Origin of the sequence: Methylobacterium terricola (assembly GCF_006151805.1) — a bacterium.
GTDB classification, from domain to species: Bacteria; Pseudomonadota; Alphaproteobacteria; order Rhizobiales; family Beijerinckiaceae; genus Methylobacterium; species Methylobacterium terricola.
Window position 1 is genome coordinate 250,010 of record NZ_VDDA01000006.1, and the last position, 18,339, is coordinate 268,348.

19 protein-coding genes, 1 tRNA gene and 1 pseudogene are annotated in these 18,339 nt (G+C 70.6%); 11 read left to right on the forward strand and 10 right to left on the reverse strand.

Annotation, left to right across the window (positions count from 1 at the left end):
- Nucleotides 1-146: 146 nt before the first annotated feature.
- Both pyk and FF100_RS16825 read left to right on the forward strand, forming a co-directional pair.
- A complete protein-coding gene (gene pyk, locus FF100_RS16820; RefSeq protein ID WP_139036825.1) occupies nucleotides 147-1,583 on the forward strand; it encodes a pyruvate kinase in 1,437 nt (478 codons plus the stop codon).
- Between the two features lie 72 nt (nucleotides 1,584-1,655).
- A complete protein-coding gene (locus FF100_RS16825; RefSeq protein WP_139036826.1) occupies nucleotides 1,656-2,057 on the forward strand; it encodes a hypothetical protein in 402 nt (133 codons plus the stop codon).
- An 8-nt stretch (nucleotides 2,058-2,065) separates the two neighbouring features.
- Here the strand turns inward: FF100_RS16825 and FF100_RS16830 are convergent, their stop codons facing one another.
- The 5 genes from FF100_RS16830 to FF100_RS16850 form a co-directional block, all read right to left on the reverse strand.
- Nucleotides 2,066-2,620 (reverse strand): hypothetical protein, encoded by a 555-nt coding sequence (locus FF100_RS16830; RefSeq protein WP_139036827.1) that lies wholly within the window; start codon nucleotides 2,618-2,620, stop codon nucleotides 2,066-2,068.
- 55 nt (nucleotides 2,621-2,675) lie between these two features.
- On the reverse strand, nucleotides 2,676-3,692 hold the full coding sequence (locus FF100_RS16835) for an alpha/beta fold hydrolase (RefSeq protein ID WP_139036828.1): 1,017 nt from the start codon (nucleotides 3,690-3,692) through the stop codon (nucleotides 2,676-2,678).
- Between the two features lie 45 nt (nucleotides 3,693-3,737).
- Complete coding sequence (locus FF100_RS16840) at nucleotides 3,738-4,346, reverse strand: tetratricopeptide repeat protein (protein ID WP_425463322.1); 609 nt, start codon at nucleotides 4,344-4,346, stop codon at nucleotides 3,738-3,740.
- A 107-nt stretch (nucleotides 4,347-4,453) separates the two neighbouring features.
- Complete coding sequence (ykgO, locus tag FF100_RS16845) at nucleotides 4,454-4,579, reverse strand: type B 50S ribosomal protein L36 (protein ID WP_012334921.1); 126 nt, start codon at nucleotides 4,577-4,579, stop codon at nucleotides 4,454-4,456.
- 238 nt (nucleotides 4,580-4,817) lie between these two features.
- The gene (locus FF100_RS16850) at nucleotides 4,818-5,111 is read right to left on the reverse strand and encodes a hypothetical protein (protein WP_139036829.1); all 294 of its coding nucleotides are present in this window, start codon (nucleotides 5,109-5,111) and stop codon (nucleotides 4,818-4,820) included.
- 211 nt (nucleotides 5,112-5,322) lie between these two features.
- Between FF100_RS16850 and FF100_RS16855 the strand changes: the two genes are divergently transcribed.
- From FF100_RS16855 to FF100_RS16875, 5 genes are all read left to right on the forward strand, one after another.
- On the forward strand, nucleotides 5,323-6,870 hold the full coding sequence (locus FF100_RS16855; protein WP_425463318.1) for a phytoene desaturase family protein: 1,548 nt from the start codon (nucleotides 5,323-5,325) through the stop codon (nucleotides 6,868-6,870).
- Between the two features lie 77 nt (nucleotides 6,871-6,947).
- Nucleotides 6,948-7,694, forward strand: coding sequence for a lysophospholipid acyltransferase family protein (locus FF100_RS16860; RefSeq protein WP_171070209.1), 747 nt, complete (start codon nucleotides 6,948-6,950; stop codon nucleotides 7,692-7,694).
- Nucleotides 7,691-8,821: a glycosyltransferase family 2 protein gene (locus tag FF100_RS16865; RefSeq protein WP_139036832.1), complete on the forward strand. Its 1,131-nt coding sequence runs from the start codon at nucleotides 7,691-7,693 to the stop codon at nucleotides 8,819-8,821. The genes FF100_RS16860 and FF100_RS16865 overlap by 4 nt, the downstream gene beginning before the upstream one ends.
- Nucleotides 8,822-8,840: 19 nt before the next feature.
- On the forward strand, nucleotides 8,841-10,256 hold the full coding sequence (locus FF100_RS16870; protein ID WP_139036833.1) for an amidase: 1,416 nt from the start codon (nucleotides 8,841-8,843) through the stop codon (nucleotides 10,254-10,256).
- Between the two features lie 1,096 nt (nucleotides 10,257-11,352).
- Nucleotides 11,353-11,916 (forward strand): hypothetical protein, encoded by a 564-nt coding sequence (locus FF100_RS16875; RefSeq protein WP_139036834.1) that lies wholly within the window; start codon nucleotides 11,353-11,355, stop codon nucleotides 11,914-11,916.
- Between the two features lie 321 nt (nucleotides 11,917-12,237).
- Here FF100_RS16875 and FF100_RS16885 read toward each other — a convergent pair whose 3' ends face one another.
- From FF100_RS16885 to FF100_RS16900, 4 genes are read right to left on the reverse strand one after another with little or no spacing between them, the layout of a single operon-like run.
- A complete protein-coding gene (locus FF100_RS16885; RefSeq protein WP_139036836.1) occupies nucleotides 12,238-12,465 on the reverse strand; it encodes a hypothetical protein in 228 nt (75 codons plus the stop codon).
- A gap of 19 nt (nucleotides 12,466-12,484) precedes the next feature.
- On the reverse strand, nucleotides 12,485-12,937 hold the full coding sequence (locus tag FF100_RS16890) for a lysozyme inhibitor LprI family protein (RefSeq protein WP_139036837.1): 453 nt from the start codon (nucleotides 12,935-12,937) through the stop codon (nucleotides 12,485-12,487).
- Nucleotides 12,938-12,947: 10 nt separating this feature from the next.
- Nucleotides 12,948-13,139: a hypothetical protein gene (locus FF100_RS37595; protein ID WP_139036838.1), complete on the reverse strand. Its 192-nt coding sequence runs from the start codon at nucleotides 13,137-13,139 to the stop codon at nucleotides 12,948-12,950.
- Nucleotide 13,140: 1 nt separating this feature from the next.
- Nucleotides 13,141-13,689 (reverse strand): Ros/MucR family transcriptional regulator, encoded by a 549-nt coding sequence (locus tag FF100_RS16900; protein WP_171070202.1) that lies wholly within the window; start codon nucleotides 13,687-13,689, stop codon nucleotides 13,141-13,143.
- A 479-nt stretch (nucleotides 13,690-14,168) separates the two neighbouring features.
- Between FF100_RS16900 and FF100_RS16905 the strand changes: the two genes are divergently transcribed.
- The 4 genes from FF100_RS16905 to FF100_RS16925 all read left to right on the forward strand — a co-directional run bounded on the left by FF100_RS16905 (nucleotide 14,169) and on the right by FF100_RS16925 (nucleotide 18,007).
- Nucleotides 14,169-14,242, forward strand: a tRNA-Gln gene (locus FF100_RS16905).
- Between the two features lie 116 nt (nucleotides 14,243-14,358).
- Nucleotides 14,359-15,192, forward strand: coding sequence for a DUF6538 domain-containing protein (locus FF100_RS16910; RefSeq protein ID WP_139036839.1), 834 nt, complete (start codon nucleotides 14,359-14,361; stop codon nucleotides 15,190-15,192).
- A gap of 941 nt (nucleotides 15,193-16,133) precedes the next feature.
- On the forward strand, nucleotides 16,134-17,060 hold the full coding sequence (locus FF100_RS16920) for an HNH endonuclease (RefSeq protein WP_139036840.1): 927 nt from the start codon (nucleotides 16,134-16,136) through the stop codon (nucleotides 17,058-17,060).
- A complete protein-coding gene (locus FF100_RS16925; RefSeq protein WP_139036841.1) occupies nucleotides 17,057-18,007 on the forward strand; it encodes an HNH endonuclease in 951 nt (316 codons plus the stop codon). The genes FF100_RS16920 and FF100_RS16925 overlap by 4 nt, the downstream gene beginning before the upstream one ends.
- A 216-nt stretch (nucleotides 18,008-18,223) precedes the next feature.
- Here the strand turns inward: FF100_RS16925 and FF100_RS16930 are convergent.
- Nucleotides 18,224-18,339 (reverse strand): annotated as a pseudogene (locus tag FF100_RS16930) (IS5/IS1182 family transposase); the annotation flags it as partial.

Here is an 18,339-nt window from a genome sequence, read left to right on the forward strand (position 1 = left end):
ACAAGAGCGGGTGCGCCACCACCCGATCACCCTACCCGATCGTTCACCCCCTGCCCGGCCCCAAAACGCCAATTGACCCGGGCTCGCCGACCGGCTTTCCGTACGGTCCATCCTCCCCCACCGCTCAACCTTCGGACGACACCCTCATGAAGCGCGCCCGCCGCACCAAGATCGTCGCGACCCTCGGCCCGGCCTCCGAGGATCCGGCGGTGATCGAGGCGCTGTTCTCGGCCGGCGCCGACGTGTTCCGCATCAACATGAGCCACCTGCCCCGCGAGCGGCTGAGCGAGCGGGTGGCGACGATCCGGGGCATCGAGCAGAAGCTGAAGCGGCCGATCGCCGTGCTGGTCGACCTCCAGGGGCCGAAGCTACGGGTCGGGCGCTTCGCGGCGGACGCGGCGGTGATCGAGAACGGCCAGAGCTTCGTCCTCGACGACGATGCCACGCCAGGCGACGCGACCCGGGTCCACCTGCCTCACCCTGAGATCCTCTCGGCGCTCGAGCCCGGCCACGCGGTGATCATCGATGACGGCAAGCTGCGCCTCGTCGTCACCGAGGTCGGGCCCGGCCGGGCGGTGACCCAGGTGGTGACCGGCGGCAAGATCTCGAACCGCAAGGGCGTGTCGCTTCCCGACACCACGATTCCCGTCGCGGCGATGACCGAGAAGGACCGCCTCGACCTCGAGGCTGGCCTCGCCGCCGGGGCCGACTGGATCGCGGTGTCGTTCGTGCAGCGCCCGGAGGACGTCGCCGAGGTCAAGGCGGTGGCGCAGGGGCGCGCCCTGGTGATGGCCAAGATCGAGAAGCCGCAGGCGGTGGCGTCCCTCGACGCGATCATGGCGGTGGCCGACGGGCTGATGGTCGCCCGCGGCGATCTCGGGGTCGAGATGCCGCTGGAGCAGGTGCCGGGCGTGCAGAAGCGCATCACCCGCGGGGCGCGCCGCCTCGGCAAGCCGGTGGTGGTGGCCACGCAGATGCTCGAATCGATGATCGCCGCCCCGGTGCCGACCCGGGCCGAGGTCTCGGACGTCGCGACCGCGGTCTACGAGGGCGCCGACGCGGTGATGCTCTCGGCCGAGAGCGCGTCGGGGGCGTTCCCAGTCGAGGCGGTCTCGACCATGAACCGCATCGCCGAGCAGGTCGAGCAGGACGGGATCTACTGGTCGATCATCGCGGCGCAGCGCAACCAGCCGGAATCGACCGCGTCGGACGCCATCGCGGCGGCCGCCCACCAGATCGCCGACACGCTCGGGCTCAAGGCCGTGATGGCCTGGACCGCCTCCGGCTCGACGGCTTTGCGCCTCGCCCGCGCCCGGCCCGACGCCACGGTGATCGCGCTCACCCCGAAGCGCGAGACGGCGCGGCGGCTGGCGCTCGCCTGGGGGACCCACCCGATCGTCACCAACGACGCCAGCGACATCGACGACATGTCGTTCCGCGCCTGCAAGTTCGCGGTGCGCGAGAGTTTCGCGGGAATCGGCGACCGGGTGATCGTGGTGGCCGGCCTGCCCTTCGGCACGCCCGGCGCGACGAACCTCGTGCGGATCGCGACGGTGACGCCGGAGCATGCGGCGAAGGCGTGAGGGTCGGGGCAGCGTTTGCTGCCCGGCCTCGGCGGCCGCTATTCTCTGCCGGCTGCGACCACGGAGGCCGAGATGTCTGCCGCCCTGTTAGGCGATCGCGCTGTCCACGCCGGGACGCCGCCGGACGATTTTGCCGAAGACGTAGATTTCGAGATGACCAATCTCGGACGCAAGCACACCAATATCCCGGGCATCATTTTCGTCTCGTCCCGCCTCGGCTCTCACGGTCCGCGAGTGGAGTGGTACGCCGACAAGCCGAAGGGCAACGCCCCTTGCGTCATCGTCTCGATCGGACCCGACCCCGTGGTGCGCGACGATTTCATCGGCACCGTTCAGTCCCGCCAAGCCGCCGACTCGGTACGGGCTTGGGTGCGCCTCAACCACGCCGAACTGCTGGATTTCTGGAACAACGGCACCGAATGGGACATCGACGAGCTGACGGATTTTACCCGGCGGCTCAAGCCGCTGCCCTGACTTCGGAGCTATGGAACACTGATGTTCCGTGCGACTGTCTGCCAAACCGCCTGCTCCGGATTTGCATCGCCGGCGGCGAGGCTGGCGCGGCTATCAGCCCGGTAGGTCAGGACACGCTTGTCCGGTCGATATAATGACCATTGCTCCTCCTCGTTCGCTTCGTGAGGCCACGTCGTTAGGATCGCCCTGAGATCGAACAAGAAAGCGGTTTGCCCGGAGGCGGTGTCGAGCGTGAACGCCGTCAGCTTCTGACCGTCCATTGCCTGCGCTGCGGCCTCAATCTGTGCGTGAGACCTCTCGTTGTCTGCCAGAACTTTACCCGAGACCACGACACACCACCGGCAGCAAAAGACGAAGAGATTCCATTCTCCGACCGGCTTGACCACCCGCCGCGCTGCTGATGCTCGCAGCTTGGCGGAGGACGAGGTCGAAGCATACGGTTCGCGAACGAAGAGGCGCGGCGATCCGAATTCGAAGGAGAGGATGCTGCCCTGCCCCCGCTCGACGCGCCAGCAGGGTAAGCCGATCACTGGTGCGAAGGTGGCGCGGATGGCGTCGTCCATGCGGTCGATCATGACGAACCGCACGGGGTCCGCCAACCGCACGCGATCGGCTTTCCTACTCCGCCCGCTCCCGCGCCGCCAGCGCCTCGATCTCCGCCACCACCCGGTCGGCGGCGACGTACTGGAGCATGTGGCCGACGCCCGGCAGCACGACGAGCTTCGCCCCCGGCACCTCGCGGGCGAGCGCCCGGGCGTGGATCTCCGTCTTCACCACCGGGTCGACGTCGCCGGCGACGATCACGGTCGGGGCGGTGATGGTCGGGTAGCGCGGGCTCTGCTGCTGCAGGAAGCCGTAGAGCCCGTCGAGGTCGCGCAGGTTGGCGCCGAAGGTCGAGGGGCGCAGGATCAGCGGCACCCGGGCGCCGTCGAGATAGCCCTCGGGGAGACCCTGCGGGCGGAACACCACCTCGGCGAAGCGGTCGAGATAGGCGTATCCGAGCGGCGCGGCGACCGTGTAGGTGGCGATCCGGAGGAGGATCCGTCCGGGGAGCGAGCGGTACCAGCCGGCATAGCCGCCGACATCGCCCCCCGGCCAGGGATGGCTCACGGGGGCGAGCAGCGCCAGGCCGGCGACCCGTTCGGGATGGTCGAGGGCGAGGGCGGTGGCGAGCGCGCCGGACCAGGAATGGCCGACGATCAGGGCCGGACCGATCTTCATCGCCGCCAGCGCCTCGGCGATCAGCCGCGCCTGCACGGCCGGCGAGGCGGCGTCCGGGGCGATGCGGTCGCTGTAGCCGAAGCCGGGCCGATCGAAGGACAGCACCCGGAAACCGTCGCCAGCCAGCCGCCGGCCGATCGCCAGCATCGGGTCCATGGCGTTGGCCGATGCGCCGTGGAGGAGCACGACGGTGCCGCGGCTCGGGGCGCCCTCGCCCGGGCCGGCCTCGATCACCGCGAGGTGCCCGCTCTCGACCGTCACGCGCCGGCCCGCCGGCGGATAGCGCGCCTCGACCACCAGGGTGATGATCCAGGTGGCCATGAGGCAGGCGAGGACGAGCGCCGCGACGGCGCCGCCGAGAAGGCCGGCGGTCAGGGTCAGCACGCGGGTGACCCGTCCTTTACGCGAACGCATCGAGCGGGGCGGCGGGCGAGGCGCCCCCGAGGCGGGAGAGATCGGTCACAGCTCGCGGCCGTCGACGTCGGGGGCAAGGCGCTCGATCGCCTCGTGGACCTTCCCCATGCGGGGATAGATCGCTTCGGCGCGACGGAAGGCGGCCAGCGCCCGGGCCTTGTCGTCGCTCGCCATGTAGATATGGGCGAGCGCCGCCCAGGCCTCGAAGTGGCGCGGCTCCAGGGTCAGGGTCCTGTGCAGGTCGGCCAGCGCGCTCGCCTGGTCCTCGAGCAGGTAGAAGGCGGTGGCGCGCCGGCTCCAGCCCTCGGCCCAGCCCGGCTCCAGCACGGTCACCCGGTCGAGCAGCTCGATGGCGAGGGGGTAATCCTTCGCCTGCATCGCCTCCGCCGCGCGGCTCGCCAGCAGGTCGACGGTGTCGCTGCCCGAGCGGTCGAGGCGGCGCTCGATCAGCTGGGCGACGCCGCGGGCCTCCGCATCGTCCTTGGCCGCCTTCAGCCGCGTATAGAGGTCGTCGAGGGTGACGGGCGCGCGCGGCGCTTCCTTCGGGGCGTCCTTCTTAGGGGCCTCCGGGGCTGCGACCGCGGGGCCGCTCATCGCGATCGGGACGACCGCCGAAACGACGAAAGCCGGCGCTCCGAGGAGGCCGGCCATCATGCGGATCGGAAGAGAGAGACGGTGCATGCCGGCACTGTCCGGCGCCGGCGCGGTCCCGTCAACGCGATGGCTTGCCGCGGTTCCAACCCGGCAGGCCGTCCGCATCCTCAGCCCTGGCGGGCCTTGTAGCGCTTCTGGGTCTTGTTGATGACGTAGACCCGGCCCTTGCGGCGCACGAGCTGGTTGTCACGGTGCCGGCCGCGGAGCGACTTCAGCGAGTTGCGGATCTTCATCGGTCTGGTCTCACGTCGGTGCGCCGGAACGCCCGGGCGCGGATGGGAAAGCGGGCTCGCGGCGAATGTCCCAGACGAAGACCGTCCAGGACGAACGCCGACGCCGGGCGATGCGGAGCACCGCCCGTGCGGAGGCGCGTGACTTACCCGGCGGGGGGGCGACAAGTCAACCGGACCGGGACGAAAACGTCGCGGGCGGATCCATCCACAGGAGACTCTGCAAGAGACTGGCCGAGCCTCACGGCCGGGCGAAGGGCGCGTCCGGGGTCGCGGCGGGCGAGCCGGGGGCCAGCGGCTCGTCGTCGCCGATCACGCTGGTGGTGCCGCCGGGCGGTCCGTCGAAGCCGACCACGCCCATCGGGTTGCTCGGGGTGACGTTCGGGTTCGGCCGCAGCGGGCGGACGCTGCCGGTCGCGAGCGGGTCTCCTTGCGGGGCGCGCGGGCTCACGGTGATGTCGAGGGCCTCCTGGGCGAGGGCCGGGCCGGCGAGGCCGAGGCTGAGGAGGCCGACGAGGGCGAGGGTCGTCTTCATGGCATGATGTCTCCGGTGCGGCGGAGCCGTTCTCCGCCAGGCGGCGGAGCTACTCGTCTGCCCGGTCAACCCGCCGGGCCCGGGCCCGGGTCCCTGAACTTTCGGAATGCCCCTGGCGCGGCAACGTGGACCGCTCGCCGCGCGTTGACCGGTCTGGACCCGGGCCTAGCTTGTCCGAAACGGGCGCTGATGCCCGCTCGGGAGAGGCGTGATGGCGGGGACCTCGGTCGCGGTGGTCGGCGGCGGGTTGGGCGGTCTGGCGGCGGCCTGCGTGGCCGCCTCGCGCGGGCACGACGTCACCCTCTACGACAAGAATGCCTGGATCGGCGGCAAGGCCGCGGTGCTGCACGAGGGCGGCTTCCGCTTCGACATGGGGCCGACGATCCTGACGGTCCCCCGGGTGCTCGAGCGGATCTTCGCCGAATCCGGCCGCTCGGTGCACGACTACATGGACCTGCGCCGCCTCGATCCGCAATGGCGCTGCTTCTTCGACGACGGCAGCCGCATCGACCTGATGGAGAACGTCGCCACCATGGCGGCCGAGATGGACCGGTTCGCCCCGGGCCAGGGGGCCGGCGAGGGCTACCGGCGCTTCCTGGCCCTGTCCGAGCACCTGCACGGCGTCTCCGAAAAGTTCTTCTTCTGGAAGCCGGTGCAGGACCTGTTCGACACGATCGACATCCGCGCCAACCTCAATCCCGGCACCCTGCGCGACGTGCTCTCGCTGCGCATGCACGCCTCGGTCGCGGGCACCATCCGGGGCAAGGTGCGCGACGCGCGCCTCGCCCAGATGCTCGACCACTTCGTGCAATATGTCGGCTCCTCGCCCTACGGCGCGCCGGCGGTGCTCTGCGCCATCGCCCACATGCAGACCGCCGACGGGGTCTGGTACCCGATGGGCGGCACCCGGGCGGTGGCCGAGGGGCTGATGAAGCTCGCCGGCGACCTCGGCGCGACGCTGAAGGCCGACAGCGAGGTCGAGGGGGTCGCGATCGAGAACGGCGCCGTCAAGGGCGTGCGGGTCGGGGGGGCGGTCGTGCCCTACGATCGTGTGATCTCCAACATGGACGCGGTGCGCACCTACCGCGAGCTGGTCGGCGGCGCGGTCGGGCGGACTTACGAGAAGCGCAGCTTCGAGCCGGCCTGCTCGGGCGTGGTGCTCTATCTCGGCTTGAACAAGCGCTACGACCACCTCGCCCACCACGACTTCGTGTTCTCGCGCGACCCCGAGGAGGAGTTCGACGCGATCTACCGCAAGGGCGAGCCGGCGCCGGACCCGACCGCCTATCTCGCGGCCCCCAGCAGCACCGACCCGTCGGTGGCGCCGGAGGGCGGCGAGGCGCTCTACGTGCTGGTCCACACGCCGTACTTGCGCCCGCACCACGATTGGTCGCAGATGCTGCCCGCCTACCGGCAGAAGATCCTCGACAAGCTGAAGCGCACCGCCGGCATGCCGGACATCGAGGACCGCATCGTCGTCGAGCGCCACCTGACCCCGGCGGACATCCATTCGCGCTACAAGGTGCTGAACGGCGCGATCTACGGGTTGGCCTCGCACGGCCGGATCATGGGAGCGTTCAAGCCCGGCAACCGCTCGCGGGAGGTCCGCGGCCTCTACCTCGCCGGCGGCGCCGCCCATCCGGGGCCGGGCATGCCGATGGTGATGATGTCGGGCTGGATCGCCGCCGACGCCCTCGACCAGGACGCCCGCGGCCAAGATCCCCGCGAGATGGCCGAGGACCTGAAGGCGGCCTCGTGAGCGGGCGGGCTACCCCAGCCGGGCGGGCCTTGCCGCCGGACCCGGTCGCGGCCCGCTCCCCCCTGATCTGGCGCTTCATGGGCGTGTACTTCGCCCGCTTCGTGAGGCGCCATCTCAACGCCGTGCGGCTCGCGACCTGGGGCCAGCCCCCGGCGGCGCCGGCCGCCGGGCCGGTCGTGGTCTATTGCAACCACCCGGCCTGGTGGGATGCGGCGCTGATCATCCTGCTCGCCCAGCGCTTCTTCCCCGCGGCCGAGAGCTTCGCGCCGTTCGACGCCGCGATGCTCGCCCGCTACCGCATCTTCTCCCGCATGGGCGCCTTCGGGGTCGATCTCGACTCGCCCCGCGGGGCCGCGTCGTTCATGGCCGCCTCGCGGACGATCCTCGACCGGCCGGGCCGCGTGATGTGGATCACCGCGCAAGGCCGCTTCAGCGACGTGCGCGAGCGCCCGCTGGGCTTGCGCCCCGGCGTCGCGCGGATCGCCGAACTCGCCCCCGAGGCCCTGTTCGTGCCGCTCGCCCTCGATTACGCCTTCTGGGAGGAGCGCGGGGCGGAAGCCTGCCTCGCCTTCGGGCCGGGGATCCCGGCCCGCGACCTCCTCGCCCTGCCCCGCCCGGACCGCCTCGCCCGCCTGGAGGCCGACCTGACCGCCACCCTCGATCGCCTCGCCACCGACGTGCGGAGCCGCGATCCCGCCCGCTTCACCTCCCTGCTCGATGGGCGCCGCGGCGTCGGCGGCGTCTACGATGCCTGGAATCGCGTCGTCGCGGCGCTCACCGGGCGCCGCTTCGTGGCCGGCCACCGCGAGGGGCGGGCGCCGTGACCGTCTCGGTTCCCACGATCCTGGCGGTTCTCGCCCTCGCCCTAGCCCTGCTGCCGGCCCTGCTCGCCCTCGCCAACCTGCTGGCCTTGCGCAAGGCGCCGAAGGCACCGGCGCCGGACGGACTGGTCTCGATCCTGATTCCGGCCCGCAACGAGGCCGGCAATATCGGCCCGACCCTGGCGGCGGCTCTGGCCAGCACTGGGGTCCCGGTCGAGGTGATCGTCGCCGACGACCACTCGACCGACGGAACGGCGGCGATCGTCGCGGAGGTCGCCGCCCGCGATGGGCGTCTCCGCCTGATCCCGGTGCCGCCGCTGCCGCCGGGCTGGACCGGCAAGATCCACGCCTGCCACGTTCTCAGCCAGGCCGCGACCGGGCGCCACCTGCTGTTCATCGACGCCGACGTGCGCCTCGCGCCCCATGGCGCCGCTTCCATGGCCGCAGCGGCCGAGGCGGCGGGCGCGGCGCTGATCAGCGGCGTGCCCCGGCAGGTCACCGGCTCGCTCGGCGAGCGCCTGACCGTGCCGATGATCAACCTCATGCTGCTCGGCTACCTGCCGATCCCGCTGATGCGCACGTTACGCGATCCCGCCCTCGGGGCGGCCTGCGGCCAGCTCGTGCTGGTCGAGGCGCAAGGCTATCGCCGGGTCGGCGGCCACGGCGCGATCCGCGCGAGCCTGCACGACGGCGTGCACCTGCCCCGGATCTTCCGCCGCGCCGGTCTCACGACCGACCTCGTCGCGGGTTCCGGCCTCGCGACCTGCCGGATGTACACCAACTTCCGCGAATCCTGGGCCGGTTTCTCCAAGAATGCCCACGAGGGCATGGCGACGCCCCGCGCGCTCCCGGTCTGGACACTGCTCCTCGGCGGCGGCCACGTGCTGCCCCTGCTTCTGGTGCTGGCCGCCCTTCTCGGGGCCGGCAGCCTGCCGCTCGCGCTGGCCGCCTTCGCCCTTTCCCTGTTCACCCGGGCGGCGATCACGCTGTCCACCCGCGAGGACCCCTGGACGATTCCGCTCCATCCTCTCACCGTGGCGTTGGCGCTGACCTTGCAATGGAACGCGCTCCTGCGTCCGGCCCAAGCCGGGGTCGCCACCTGGAAGGGGCGCACCTACCCGGCGGCCTGACGCTCACGAGGGAGACAGCATGACCGAGATCCGCGACCTCGACGCCGCCGCGACGCTCCAGGCCTACCGCGACCGCACGCTCTCGCCGCGCGACGTGGTGGCCGACACCCTCGCCCGCATCGAGCGCCATGGCCCGGACCTCGACGCCTTCGTGCTCGTCGACCGCGATGGGGCGATGGCAGCGGCCGCTGCCTCCGAGGCACGCTGGGCGAAGGGTGAGCCCCTCGGCCCCCTCGACGGCGTGACCGTCACGGTCAAGGACAACATCGCCTGGGCCGGCCATCCGATGCGCCGCGGCTCGCTCACCTCCTCCGACGCACCCACCACCGAGAACGCCCCGATCGTCGACCGGCTCCTCGAGGCCGGCGCCATCCCGATCGCCAAGACCACGATGCCGGAATTCGGCTGGAAGGGCCTCGGCGATTCGACCCATACCGGCTCGACCCGCAACCCCTGGGACACGCGGGTCACCACTGGCGGCTCCTCGGCCGGGGCCGCCGCGGCGGCGGCGCTCAATCTCGGCCACATCCACATCGGCACCGACGGGGCGGGCTCGATCCGCATCCCGGCCGCGTTCTGCGGCGTGTACGGGTTGAAGCCCAGCTTCGGCCGGGTGCCGGCCTTCCCGCCCTCGCCGTTCGGGCCGGTGGCGCATCTCGGGCCGATGACCCGGACCGTCCGCGATTCGGCCCTGATGATGCAGGCGATCGCCCGGCCCGATCCCCGCGACATGGCCGCGTCCCTCATCGAGCCGCCGGACTACCTCGCGGGCCTCGAGGACGGGGTGCGAGGCCTGCGCGTCGCCTGGAGCCCGCGCCTCGGCTTCGCCGGCCAAGTCGATCCCGAGGTGGCGCGCCTGACCGAGGCGGCGGCGCGGGCCTTCGCGGATCTCGGGGCGATCGTGGAGGAGGCCGATCCGGGCTTCCCCGACCCGGTCGAGACGCTGAACGGGATCTGGCTCGTCGGCGCCTGGTGCGTGCTGCGGGGGATCCCGGAGGAGAAGCGCGGCCTCGTCGAGCCGGCCTTGCGGGCGGCGGCCGAGCGCGGCCGCGCGATCGCGGCGCCGGACTTCGTCGCCGCCCTCAATGCGCGGGGGGCCCTGTTCACCGCCATGGCGCGGTTTCACCGCCGCTACGACCTGCTCCTGACGCCTGCGCTCGCCGTCCCCGCCTTCGCGGTCGGGAACCTCACCCCGCCGGACGGGCGCTTCGGCGACGACTGGCTGAACTGGACCCCGTTCTCCTACCCGTTCAACCTCACCGGGCAGCCGGCCGCGAGCGTGCCCTGCGGGCTGACGCAAGCCGGCCTGCCGGTCGGCCTGCAGATCGTCGGACCGATGGGGGCGGATGCCCGCGTGCTCGCGGCGTCGCGCGCCGTCGAGGCGGCCCAGCCCTGGCCGACCGTGAGCGAGCCGCGGGTGACGCATCGGGAGTAGAGCCTCGCGCGATCACGCGGCCACCGGGCGACGCCGTAGATCACTGATCTTCGTGCGTTTTCCGGCTGAGGCGGCGCTCGATCGCGCTGCGATCGGACGCTGCTCAGGTCTGTGATCGTGCCGCCTCGTCCACGATGAACCGGTATCCGTCTCGTCGGACGCTGCTCGAGGGATCCGGCGGAACCCGATGCTCCGGGCCGTGGTCACCCACGCGGCTCGCCCCAGCGGTTCAGCGCGGGATCGTCCGGCGCCGGGGCCAGGCCGCTCTCGGTCGGGAGCATCGCCGTCGTCCCGACCGCGCAACGGCACAGGCCGTCGCCGGCCGCACCGACGAGACGGTGGACCGGCCGCCCGCCGAGCGCGTGCCGGTCCGGGCAGCCCCGGCGCCTCGGCCAGCCGGTGGGAGGGAAGGCACCGAACCCCTCCTCTCGCGCCGTCGCGGGCCGGGCCGGCTTCCCTTGGGGACGGCGCCCATCGCCCGGCTCAGACCGTCGCCGCCATGACGACGGTGTGCTGATCCACGGCACTGGTGCACCGCATCGTCGATGACGCTGTTGATCGTCGCGCACGGCGCCCCCCACAGGCTTCCGGGCATTGCCGCGACCGGGTCATCGCCGCAGCGTCGTCGTTCCACGCGAGGGTAGAGCCCGAGGTCGTAGCGTCCCTCTTGGTCGATGTGACCGTCACGCCGTGTCCCGTGGCAAAGTTCATGCCCCGCTATCGGGCAGCGTCTGCAACATTATCGTGAGTAATCATGTCGAAATCAGACATGATGAACGTTGCGAATAAATACTATGATTCTGTTGAATTGTACTTACACTGGCTGTGTACATGTTATCACAATAAAATATATTTTCAGAGGGGGATTGATGGAAATATCTATCGTCGGGAGTGCGTTCAGAAGGGAGGTGGCGTGGCGAGCGGTTCGGACGGGCGACCCGGCTGCCAGGCGCAGTCCGTCCGATGACGGGCCGAGCGCTCGCGGTCACGACCCCGCGAGCCGGCGAGCCGCGACGAAAGGGCTCCGAACCGCCCTCCTCCGCCAACGTTGTCAGGCCTTGAAGGAAGCGTTTCTTCACAAGCAGGACACGGTGCCATGAAGCATCTCGTACTCGCATCCGCGGTCGCCGCCGGCGCCCTCGCCCTGTCCACCGCCGGGGCCGATGCCCGCGGCGGCTTTCGGGGCGGCGGCTTCGGCGGAGGCGGTTTCCACGGCGGTGGCTTCGGTGGCGGTGGCTTCCGTGGGGGCGGCTTCGGCGGGGCCGGGTTCCGGGGCGGCGCCCTCGGTGGCGGCTTCCGGGGGGCGGGCCTGGGTGGCTACCGCGGTGGCCTTGGTGGCGGCCTTGTTGGTGGCGGCTTGGTCGGCTATCGCGGCGTCGGGTTCGGCGGTGGATACCGGGGCGGCTATCGCGGTGCCGGGTTCGGCGGCTATCGCGGCGGCTACGGGGGCTATCGTGGCTACGGGTACCGCGGCGGCTATGGGCGCGGGATCGGCTACGGGCTCGCCGGGGTGGGCCTCGGCCTCGGGCTCGGCTACGGCCTGTCCAACGTCGGCTATTACGGCGGCGGGTATGATGCGGGCTACGACGGCGTCTGCGGGCCCTACGCGACCTACAACGCGTATGACGGGACCTGCGTTTCCTACGGCTACGGCTACTGAGGCCGGCCGCGGGTTCTCCCCCGCGTGACGATGAGGCCGGGCGCATCGTGCCGCCCGGCCGACCTCCGGTCCGAGGGAGCGACGCGATGGCCGCTTCGCCGACGGGCCCACCCAAGGACGTGCCGAAGCCCGGCGACAGGGCCGATCCCGGGACACCTGGCACCAGCGGGAACCTCCGCCGGCGCTGCAGCGGTACGGGCCTTATCGCGGATGGGCCCTGCCCGGATCTTGCCAGCACCGGCACGGTCACCGAGCCGATCGGCGGCGCCTGACGCGCCCGGCTCGTCCGGGCCTAGCGCCCGATCAGGGCGGTGCGCCCGATCAGGGCGCCAGGATGATCTCCGCCAGCGCCACGGCCTTGGCCAGAGCCGCCTCGGTCTTCGGCGTCGGCGGGGCCGGCACCGCCGCCTCGCGCCGCAAAGCTTCCAGCACCGCCTCGCGGGCGTCGGGGTCCCGCTCCGCCCGCTCGCGCAGCAAGGCGGTCACGATCAGCTCGAGAGCGCCCAGGCGCGCCTCGACGTCGTCCTCGAAGGTCAGCGGCCCGCTCATCGACAGCCCTCCTCGCGCCTCACTGCTGCTCCCGCAGCTCGTCGATCCGCGCGGCCAGGAGCCGGATCTTGCACGCCGAGGCGAGCTGCCCCGCCGCCGAGCCGCCATGGTAGTCGAAGTCGTAGAGACTGTCGCAGTGGCGCCGGAAATACTCGTCCCAGGCGCCCTGTGCGGCGAGGAACGCCTTGCGCCAGGTCTCGGCATCCTCGCGGCCGGCCAGGCTGCCGGGGCTCGGCGGCCGGGTGGCGACCGCCGCGATGGCGGCGAGCTTGCGCTCCACCGCCGCATCGAGCCGCCCCCGCAGCGCCTTGGCGGCCTCGTCGAGGCACGCCCCCTTCCGGTATTCCGGCAGCGCCTCGCCGCTGCAAGAGCGGATCACCGCCGCAGCGGAAACGGGCTTGCCGTCCGGCGCCGCGGCCGCCCCCGTCGCGAGCACGAGGACGAGCGCCATCGCGCATGAGGTCTGCTTCATCGGCGCCGCGTCATCCGAGCCAGGTCCGTGCAAACCATGTCCCTGCGGGCCAAGTCCCGGCGGGCCAAGTCCCTAGCAGGTCGCCGCCGGCCAGCGCCACGCCGACCGCCGCGATCGCCGCCCCGGCCAGGAGCAGCAGAACCTGCTCGCGCGACGGGAGGCGCCGGCCGCGCGACCGCCGCCAGGGATTGGCGAGCGCCATCCTACTCGGCCGCGGCTTTGCGGGCGCGCCGGCGCGGGGCCGGCTTGTCCTGCGCGGGCTCGGCGGCGGGTTCCGGCACGGCGACGGGCTCGGCCGCTGCGGCCTGAACCTCCTCGATCTGCGCGGCCGCCGCCGCGGCGTCGCGGCGCCGCTGTCCGAGGCCCAGGCTCTTGGCCAGGGCCGAGCGCTGGGCGGCGTAGCTCGCCGCGACCATCGGGTAATCGTGCGGCAGCCCGAACTTCTGGCGGTACTCCGCGGGCGTGAGCCCCTGCGAGGTCAGGTGGCGCTTGAGCGAGCGATAGGGCTTGCCGTCGATGAAGCTGATCAGGTGGTCGGCCGTGACCGACTTGCGGATCTGCGCCGGGGTCGCCCGCGTCTCCTCGACGGCCGGCGCCGCCGGCTGGCCGAGGGTGGCCAGGGCGGCATGGACCGACGCGATCAGGGCCGGCAGCTCCGCCACCTGAAGATTGTTGTTGGCGACATAGGACGAGACGATGTCGGCCGCGAGACCGACGAACTCAGATGCCTGCTCCAGGTTGACGTCCGACACGAGGTTCCATCCCGATCTGAACAACCCGGCACGTTCCGAGTCGTCCAGGCATATCGGGCGGATCACGCCGTCATCAAGTGAAACAGCCGCTCCGCCAAGGAAAACTTGTGTATCGCGGCCGGACTCTGGTTTTTCCCGATCGGTCTTCCCGGGCGCGCCGGCGGTCGCGCCGCTGGTCACGCGCCGGGCCCATGGCCTGCTGCACCGCAGCGATCGCGGCTTCAGCCTTCGCGTCGAAACAGCGAGACGGACGACCCTGGCGGCCGATGCGTCGAAACCTTGCCGTCGACCGAAGTGCGGCGGCCACGCTCCCCGGCGTCCCGCGCCCGAGCAACCGCGGCGATGGCCATCCGGCCCGGCCGCGCAAGAAGGCCTTGACCGGATCCGCGAACCCGCCTATCTCCACCGCACCCGAGGCGGTGACGCAACACACCGGGCGGACGGATCGCTCCTCTGCTCCATGGCATGCACCGCTTCGTTGGGGGATAGTTTAACGGTAGAACAGCGGACTCTGACTCCGTTAGTCGTGGTTCGAATCCACGTCCCCCAGCCACTCGGCGACCTAAGCTGCTCCAGGCATTTACGAATTCGCTGAACCGCCCTGCGGTTTGAGCGTGTTGCTACACACCGCTGCTACACAGGCCGTCCGCGAGACGGCGGGAGCGCGGTTTGGGTTCGGTCGCCAACATCGTCCAGCGCGGACGCATCTTCCACTTCCGACGCCGTGTTCCGGCCGACCTGCGGCGATGCCTGGGCCGCAACGAGCTCGTGTGCAGCCTCGGCACAGGCGACATCCGTACTGCCAAGTTCCAGGCCTGTCGGTCATACGTGGCGGCGGAAGAGCTGTTCTCGACCCTGCGCGCCACGCCGATGCTGCCAGCGATCTTCCGCGACATCATCGGGCGGCTCGACGCGGCTGGGGCCGCCTACGCCGTTCTCGGGCGCATCGCCTTGACGCTGCACGAGCAGGCTCGCTTTGTCGGCGACATCGAGATCGTGGCTGATCTCGGCACGGATGGGGGCGAGCGCGCGGCAGACCTCGTGCGGGCGACGCGGACCCGGTTCGCCGCTCATATGGACCCGCATCTATGCCGGCGGCCCATCGAGCTGACGCTGCGGCCCTGCACCTGCGCGACCGAGTCGGGGCTGCTGGGCAATGCGATCACCCGCCCGTGGTTCGGCGTCCCGGCGCGGCTGGCGAGCGCGGAGCACCTGCTTTGGCTTTGGTGCCACACCGAGGCCCCCGATCATGCCATGAACGCCAGTGCGCTGATCGCGGGCGGCACGGTCGACCTCCACCGAGTGCAGGGCCTGCTGCGCGAGACCGACGACATTGAGGAAAGCGGCCAGCGGCGGCTGCGACTGGCGATTGGAGACGCGGTCCTGTCGACGACGTCCTCGTTCAGCCGGTTCATGACGGAGCGTCGTGCCCGGCTCGACCCGAACCAAGTGCCGGTCTGGCAACTACAACGGGCGAAGGCCGCGGACAGCGACAAGCGCTGAGGGCGCGGCCGTCCGACACGCCAGCTCAGCATCGCTGCGTAGGGAGACCGCGTCCACGGCTATTTGGCGCCGATAGCGGCCACTACGTTACACCGAAAATCACTCCAGCCGGCGCCAGACGGACTGGACCGGCAGGCCGCCCTGCCGCCTACGGCGCCTCAGCCGGTAAGCACCGGCGTACAGCCGGCAGGCGGTTGAATGCCCCCTTGGTCCCCGGCACCTCTGCCACCATGCCCTATGACTTAGCGCTCTTGAGCTCTCCGCCCGGCTGACCTCAGCACCGCGACCACCCGACGCGGACCATTGCAGATTTTCCACGAATCTTGACCCCGCCAAGTGTTTGAAACTTGGCACCTCTCGACGGGCCGGTTCTGCCGACATGCGGCCTCGACGGCGGTCAGCGACCTCCAGCTCGGCCCGATAGGTCAATGCCTCTGGAGACGCTCATCAACCTCACAGCCACCCCACTGCTCTCGGCGCAACGACAGGCGCAGTTCACGGCCGTCAACGCGGGCAATCGATCATCGACCCAGCGCAGCTCCGGGTGCAGCCGCCTGCCCTCCGCACGCATCCCAGCGGCAGGCTCGGCGGCTACGACCTCGAAGCCCAAGCCGACTAGCCACGCCACGTCACGGCCGGAGCCCGCTCCGACATCGAGGGCGAGGCGTCCCGCACCGCTCGGCAACAGGTCCTGAAGCCGCCCCCACAGAGCTCCAGCGCTCACCGCTTCGTAGCGCGCCGTGAACGCCGCCGCTCCGCGATCGTAGGCGGCGATGGCCCCATTTAAAACACTCATGCGGCCCGTGGAGCAGAAATGCCGACTGGATCGGCGATGAAGAGACCGGGACGTTCTGCGTCGACGCGGGCGCGTCATCAAGTCTGTCGGCCAGCGATACGATCGTGGCCTTGCCAAACGTCGGGCGCTCCACCACGCTCGACGGATGGTTCACCTGTTCGTCGCGATCACCGACCGGGACTGGTTCGATGCCCTCGCCCGGCAGACGCCGGATGAGGTAAACTTCTGGCAGCCGAGCGGTCGCTACAACTTCCGCGCCCTACAGCCGGGTGAACTGCTGCTGTTCAAACTACACGCGCCCGACGATGTCATCGTCGGCGGTGGCGTATTCTCCCACGGCTCGCTCGCACCACTGTCACTGGCCTGGGAAGCCTTCGAGACCCGCAATGGGGCGTCCAGTCTCGCCGAGATGCGCCGACGCATCGCGCGCTACCGGCGAGAGGCGGGACCGCTTGACCCACGCAGCGATCCGATGATCGGCTGCCGCATCCTGACGCAGCCGTTCTTCTGGCCTCGCGCGCAATGGTTACCGACCCCAGCGAGCTTCGCCAAGGCCATCGTTCAGGGTAAGGGGTACAGCACCGACGAACTTGAGGGACGCGCGATCTGGGACGCTGTGACTGAGCGTCTCGCCACAGGTTCGGCGTCTGAGCCGGCAGCGCCTGCTGTAGACCTTCCCCGCTACGGTTCCCCTGTGCTGGTGCTGCCTCGTCTTGGTCAGGGAGCGTTCCGTCTGGCCGTGACCGACGGCTACGAGCGGCGCTGTGCCGTCACGGGCGAGCGGACGCTGCCGATCCTGGACGCCGCCCACATCCGCCCATTCACTGAGGGCGGTGCGCATCACCTCTCCAACGGGCTGCTGCTGCGCACCGACATCCACCGACTCTTCGATCTCGGCTACGTCACGGTCTCGCCGGACCACCGATTTGAGGTGAGCGCCCGGCTGAAGGCCGATTTCGATAACGGCCGACAGTACTACGACCTGCACGGTGCAACGGTTCGTCCGCCGCGCGGCGGAGCGCCATCGCCTGACGCACTGCGCTGGCACCGCGAGGAACGTTACCGCGGATGACAGCCGACCCGCTCACCGACGCGGCGATGCGCGCAGCCGCCGTCGAGCAGCTACGGCGCCGCGCGGTTGCAGGCGTGCTCACGTCGGACGACCTCGCGGCCGGCTTCGCCTACGCGGGCGAGCGCGTACCTCTGATCAACCCGCAGCGCGGCATCTTCCGCCCACGCGTGATGCGTCACCTGCTCAGCGTGCGCACGGTCTTCCCGAGCACGGGCAGCAAGATCTGGTACGACGACCAGCGGCAGGTTCACCGCCAGATTCTGGCCGGCGACGAAGTGGTGGATTATGCCTTCATGGTCGGCGGCCCCGACATGCCGGAGAACCGTCACCTACGCGAGGCGATGCGGGAAGCGGTGCCGATCCTGTACTTCCTCGGGGTCGCACCGGGCCGCTACACGCTGGTGTACCCGACCTATGTCGCCGACTGGTCAGCGGACACGCTGACGGCGCGGCTCGCATTCGGAGCGCCAGCCGGCGAGCTCGGGCTCAGAGAAGCAGAGGCCCCCCGGAACATGCCGACGGCGGCAGAGCGGCGCTATGGCCTGCGGCTCGTGCGGCAGCGCCTGCATCAGGCTACATTCCGGGAGGCCGTCCTGGCCGCCTACGGGGGGCGATGCGCGATCTCGGGGCTGCCGGAGCCACGCCTACTTGACGCTGCGCACATAGCACCGGACCGGGACGAGACCCTCGGTCAGCCGATCGTGCCGAACGGTCTGCCACTATCCAAGGTGCACCATGCCGCGTTCGACGCCCACCTCATCGGCATCGATCCAGACTTCCGGATACACGTCAGCCCGCAGCTCCTGGCGATCGATGACGGCCCGATGCTAGAACAGGGGATCAAGGCAATGGCCGGCCGCACAATACGGCTCCCCAACCGTCGCGCCGATCAACCGGATCGCGATCGCCTGAGCGCGCGGTTCGCTGACTTTCAGAGCCGAAACTGACCCCATGCAGACCTTGAAGCACCATAGCTCAGATGGCCGCTTCGTAGGAAGAAGCAGCCCCTTGAGTGGCGGCCACGACATCAGAGTCTTATGCTCAGAGTCTTATGGCAGCCTAGCTTGAACCCTTTCTGCAGTGATAGCTTGCGGCAGGAAGCAGGTCATTTTAGCGACTATCGCCGAAGATCCGGAAGTTGCGAATAGCAAAATTAAGAGCGCCTAACAGAACCGCCTGATCTGGCGGAGGGTGATGAGGCTTGCCTGCAGGAACGTGAAGGCCTCGTAGATGTCGGCGCGGCGTTCGTAGCGGACGGGCAAGCGGCGGGCGCGGTTGA

Excerpts from the sequence above, each read along its gene's own strand:
- pyk (WP_139036825.1), top strand. The coding sequence starts at position 147 with ATGAAGCGCGCCCGCCGCACCAAGATCGTCGCGACCCTCGGCCCGGCC.
- FF100_RS16825 (WP_139036826.1), top strand. The coding sequence starts at position 1,656 with ATGTCTGCCGCCCTGTTAGGCGATCGCGCTGTCCACGCCGGGACGCCG.
- FF100_RS16830 (WP_139036827.1), bottom strand. The coding sequence starts at position 2,620 with ATGGACGACGCCATCCGCGCCACCTTCGCACCAGTGATCGGCTTACCC.
- FF100_RS16835 (WP_139036828.1), bottom strand. The coding sequence starts at position 3,692 with ATGCGTTCGCGTAAAGGACGGGTCACCCGCGTGCTGACCCTGACCGCC.
- FF100_RS16840 (WP_425463322.1), bottom strand. The coding sequence starts at position 4,346 with ATGATGGCCGGCCTCCTCGGAGCGCCGGCTTTCGTCGTTTCGGCGGTC.
- ykgO (WP_012334921.1), bottom strand. The coding sequence starts at position 4,579 with ATGAAGATCCGCAACTCGCTGAAGTCGCTCCGCGGCCGGCACCGTGAC.
- FF100_RS16850 (WP_139036829.1), bottom strand. The coding sequence starts at position 5,111 with ATGAAGACGACCCTCGCCCTCGTCGGCCTCCTCAGCCTCGGCCTCGCC.
- FF100_RS16855 (WP_425463318.1), top strand. The coding sequence starts at position 5,323 with ATGGCGGGGACCTCGGTCGCGGTGGTCGGCGGCGGGTTGGGCGGTCTG.
- FF100_RS16860 (WP_171070209.1), top strand. The coding sequence starts at position 6,948 with ATGGGCGTGTACTTCGCCCGCTTCGTGAGGCGCCATCTCAACGCCGTG.
- FF100_RS16870 (WP_139036833.1), top strand. The coding sequence starts at position 8,841 with ATGACCGAGATCCGCGACCTCGACGCCGCCGCGACGCTCCAGGCCTAC.
- FF100_RS16875 (WP_139036834.1), top strand. The coding sequence starts at position 11,353 with ATGAAGCATCTCGTACTCGCATCCGCGGTCGCCGCCGGCGCCCTCGCC.
- FF100_RS16885 (WP_139036836.1), bottom strand. The coding sequence starts at position 12,465 with ATGAGCGGGCCGCTGACCTTCGAGGACGACGTCGAGGCGCGCCTGGGC.
- FF100_RS16890 (WP_139036837.1), bottom strand. The coding sequence starts at position 12,937 with ATGAAGCAGACCTCATGCGCGATGGCGCTCGTCCTCGTGCTCGCGACG.
- FF100_RS37595 (WP_139036838.1), bottom strand. The coding sequence starts at position 13,139 with ATGGCGCTCGCCAATCCCTGGCGGCGGTCGCGCGGCCGGCGCCTCCCG.
- FF100_RS16920 (WP_139036840.1), top strand. The coding sequence starts at position 16,134 with ATGGTTCACCTGTTCGTCGCGATCACCGACCGGGACTGGTTCGATGCC.
- FF100_RS16925 (WP_139036841.1), top strand. The coding sequence starts at position 17,057 with ATGACAGCCGACCCGCTCACCGACGCGGCGATGCGCGCAGCCGCCGTC.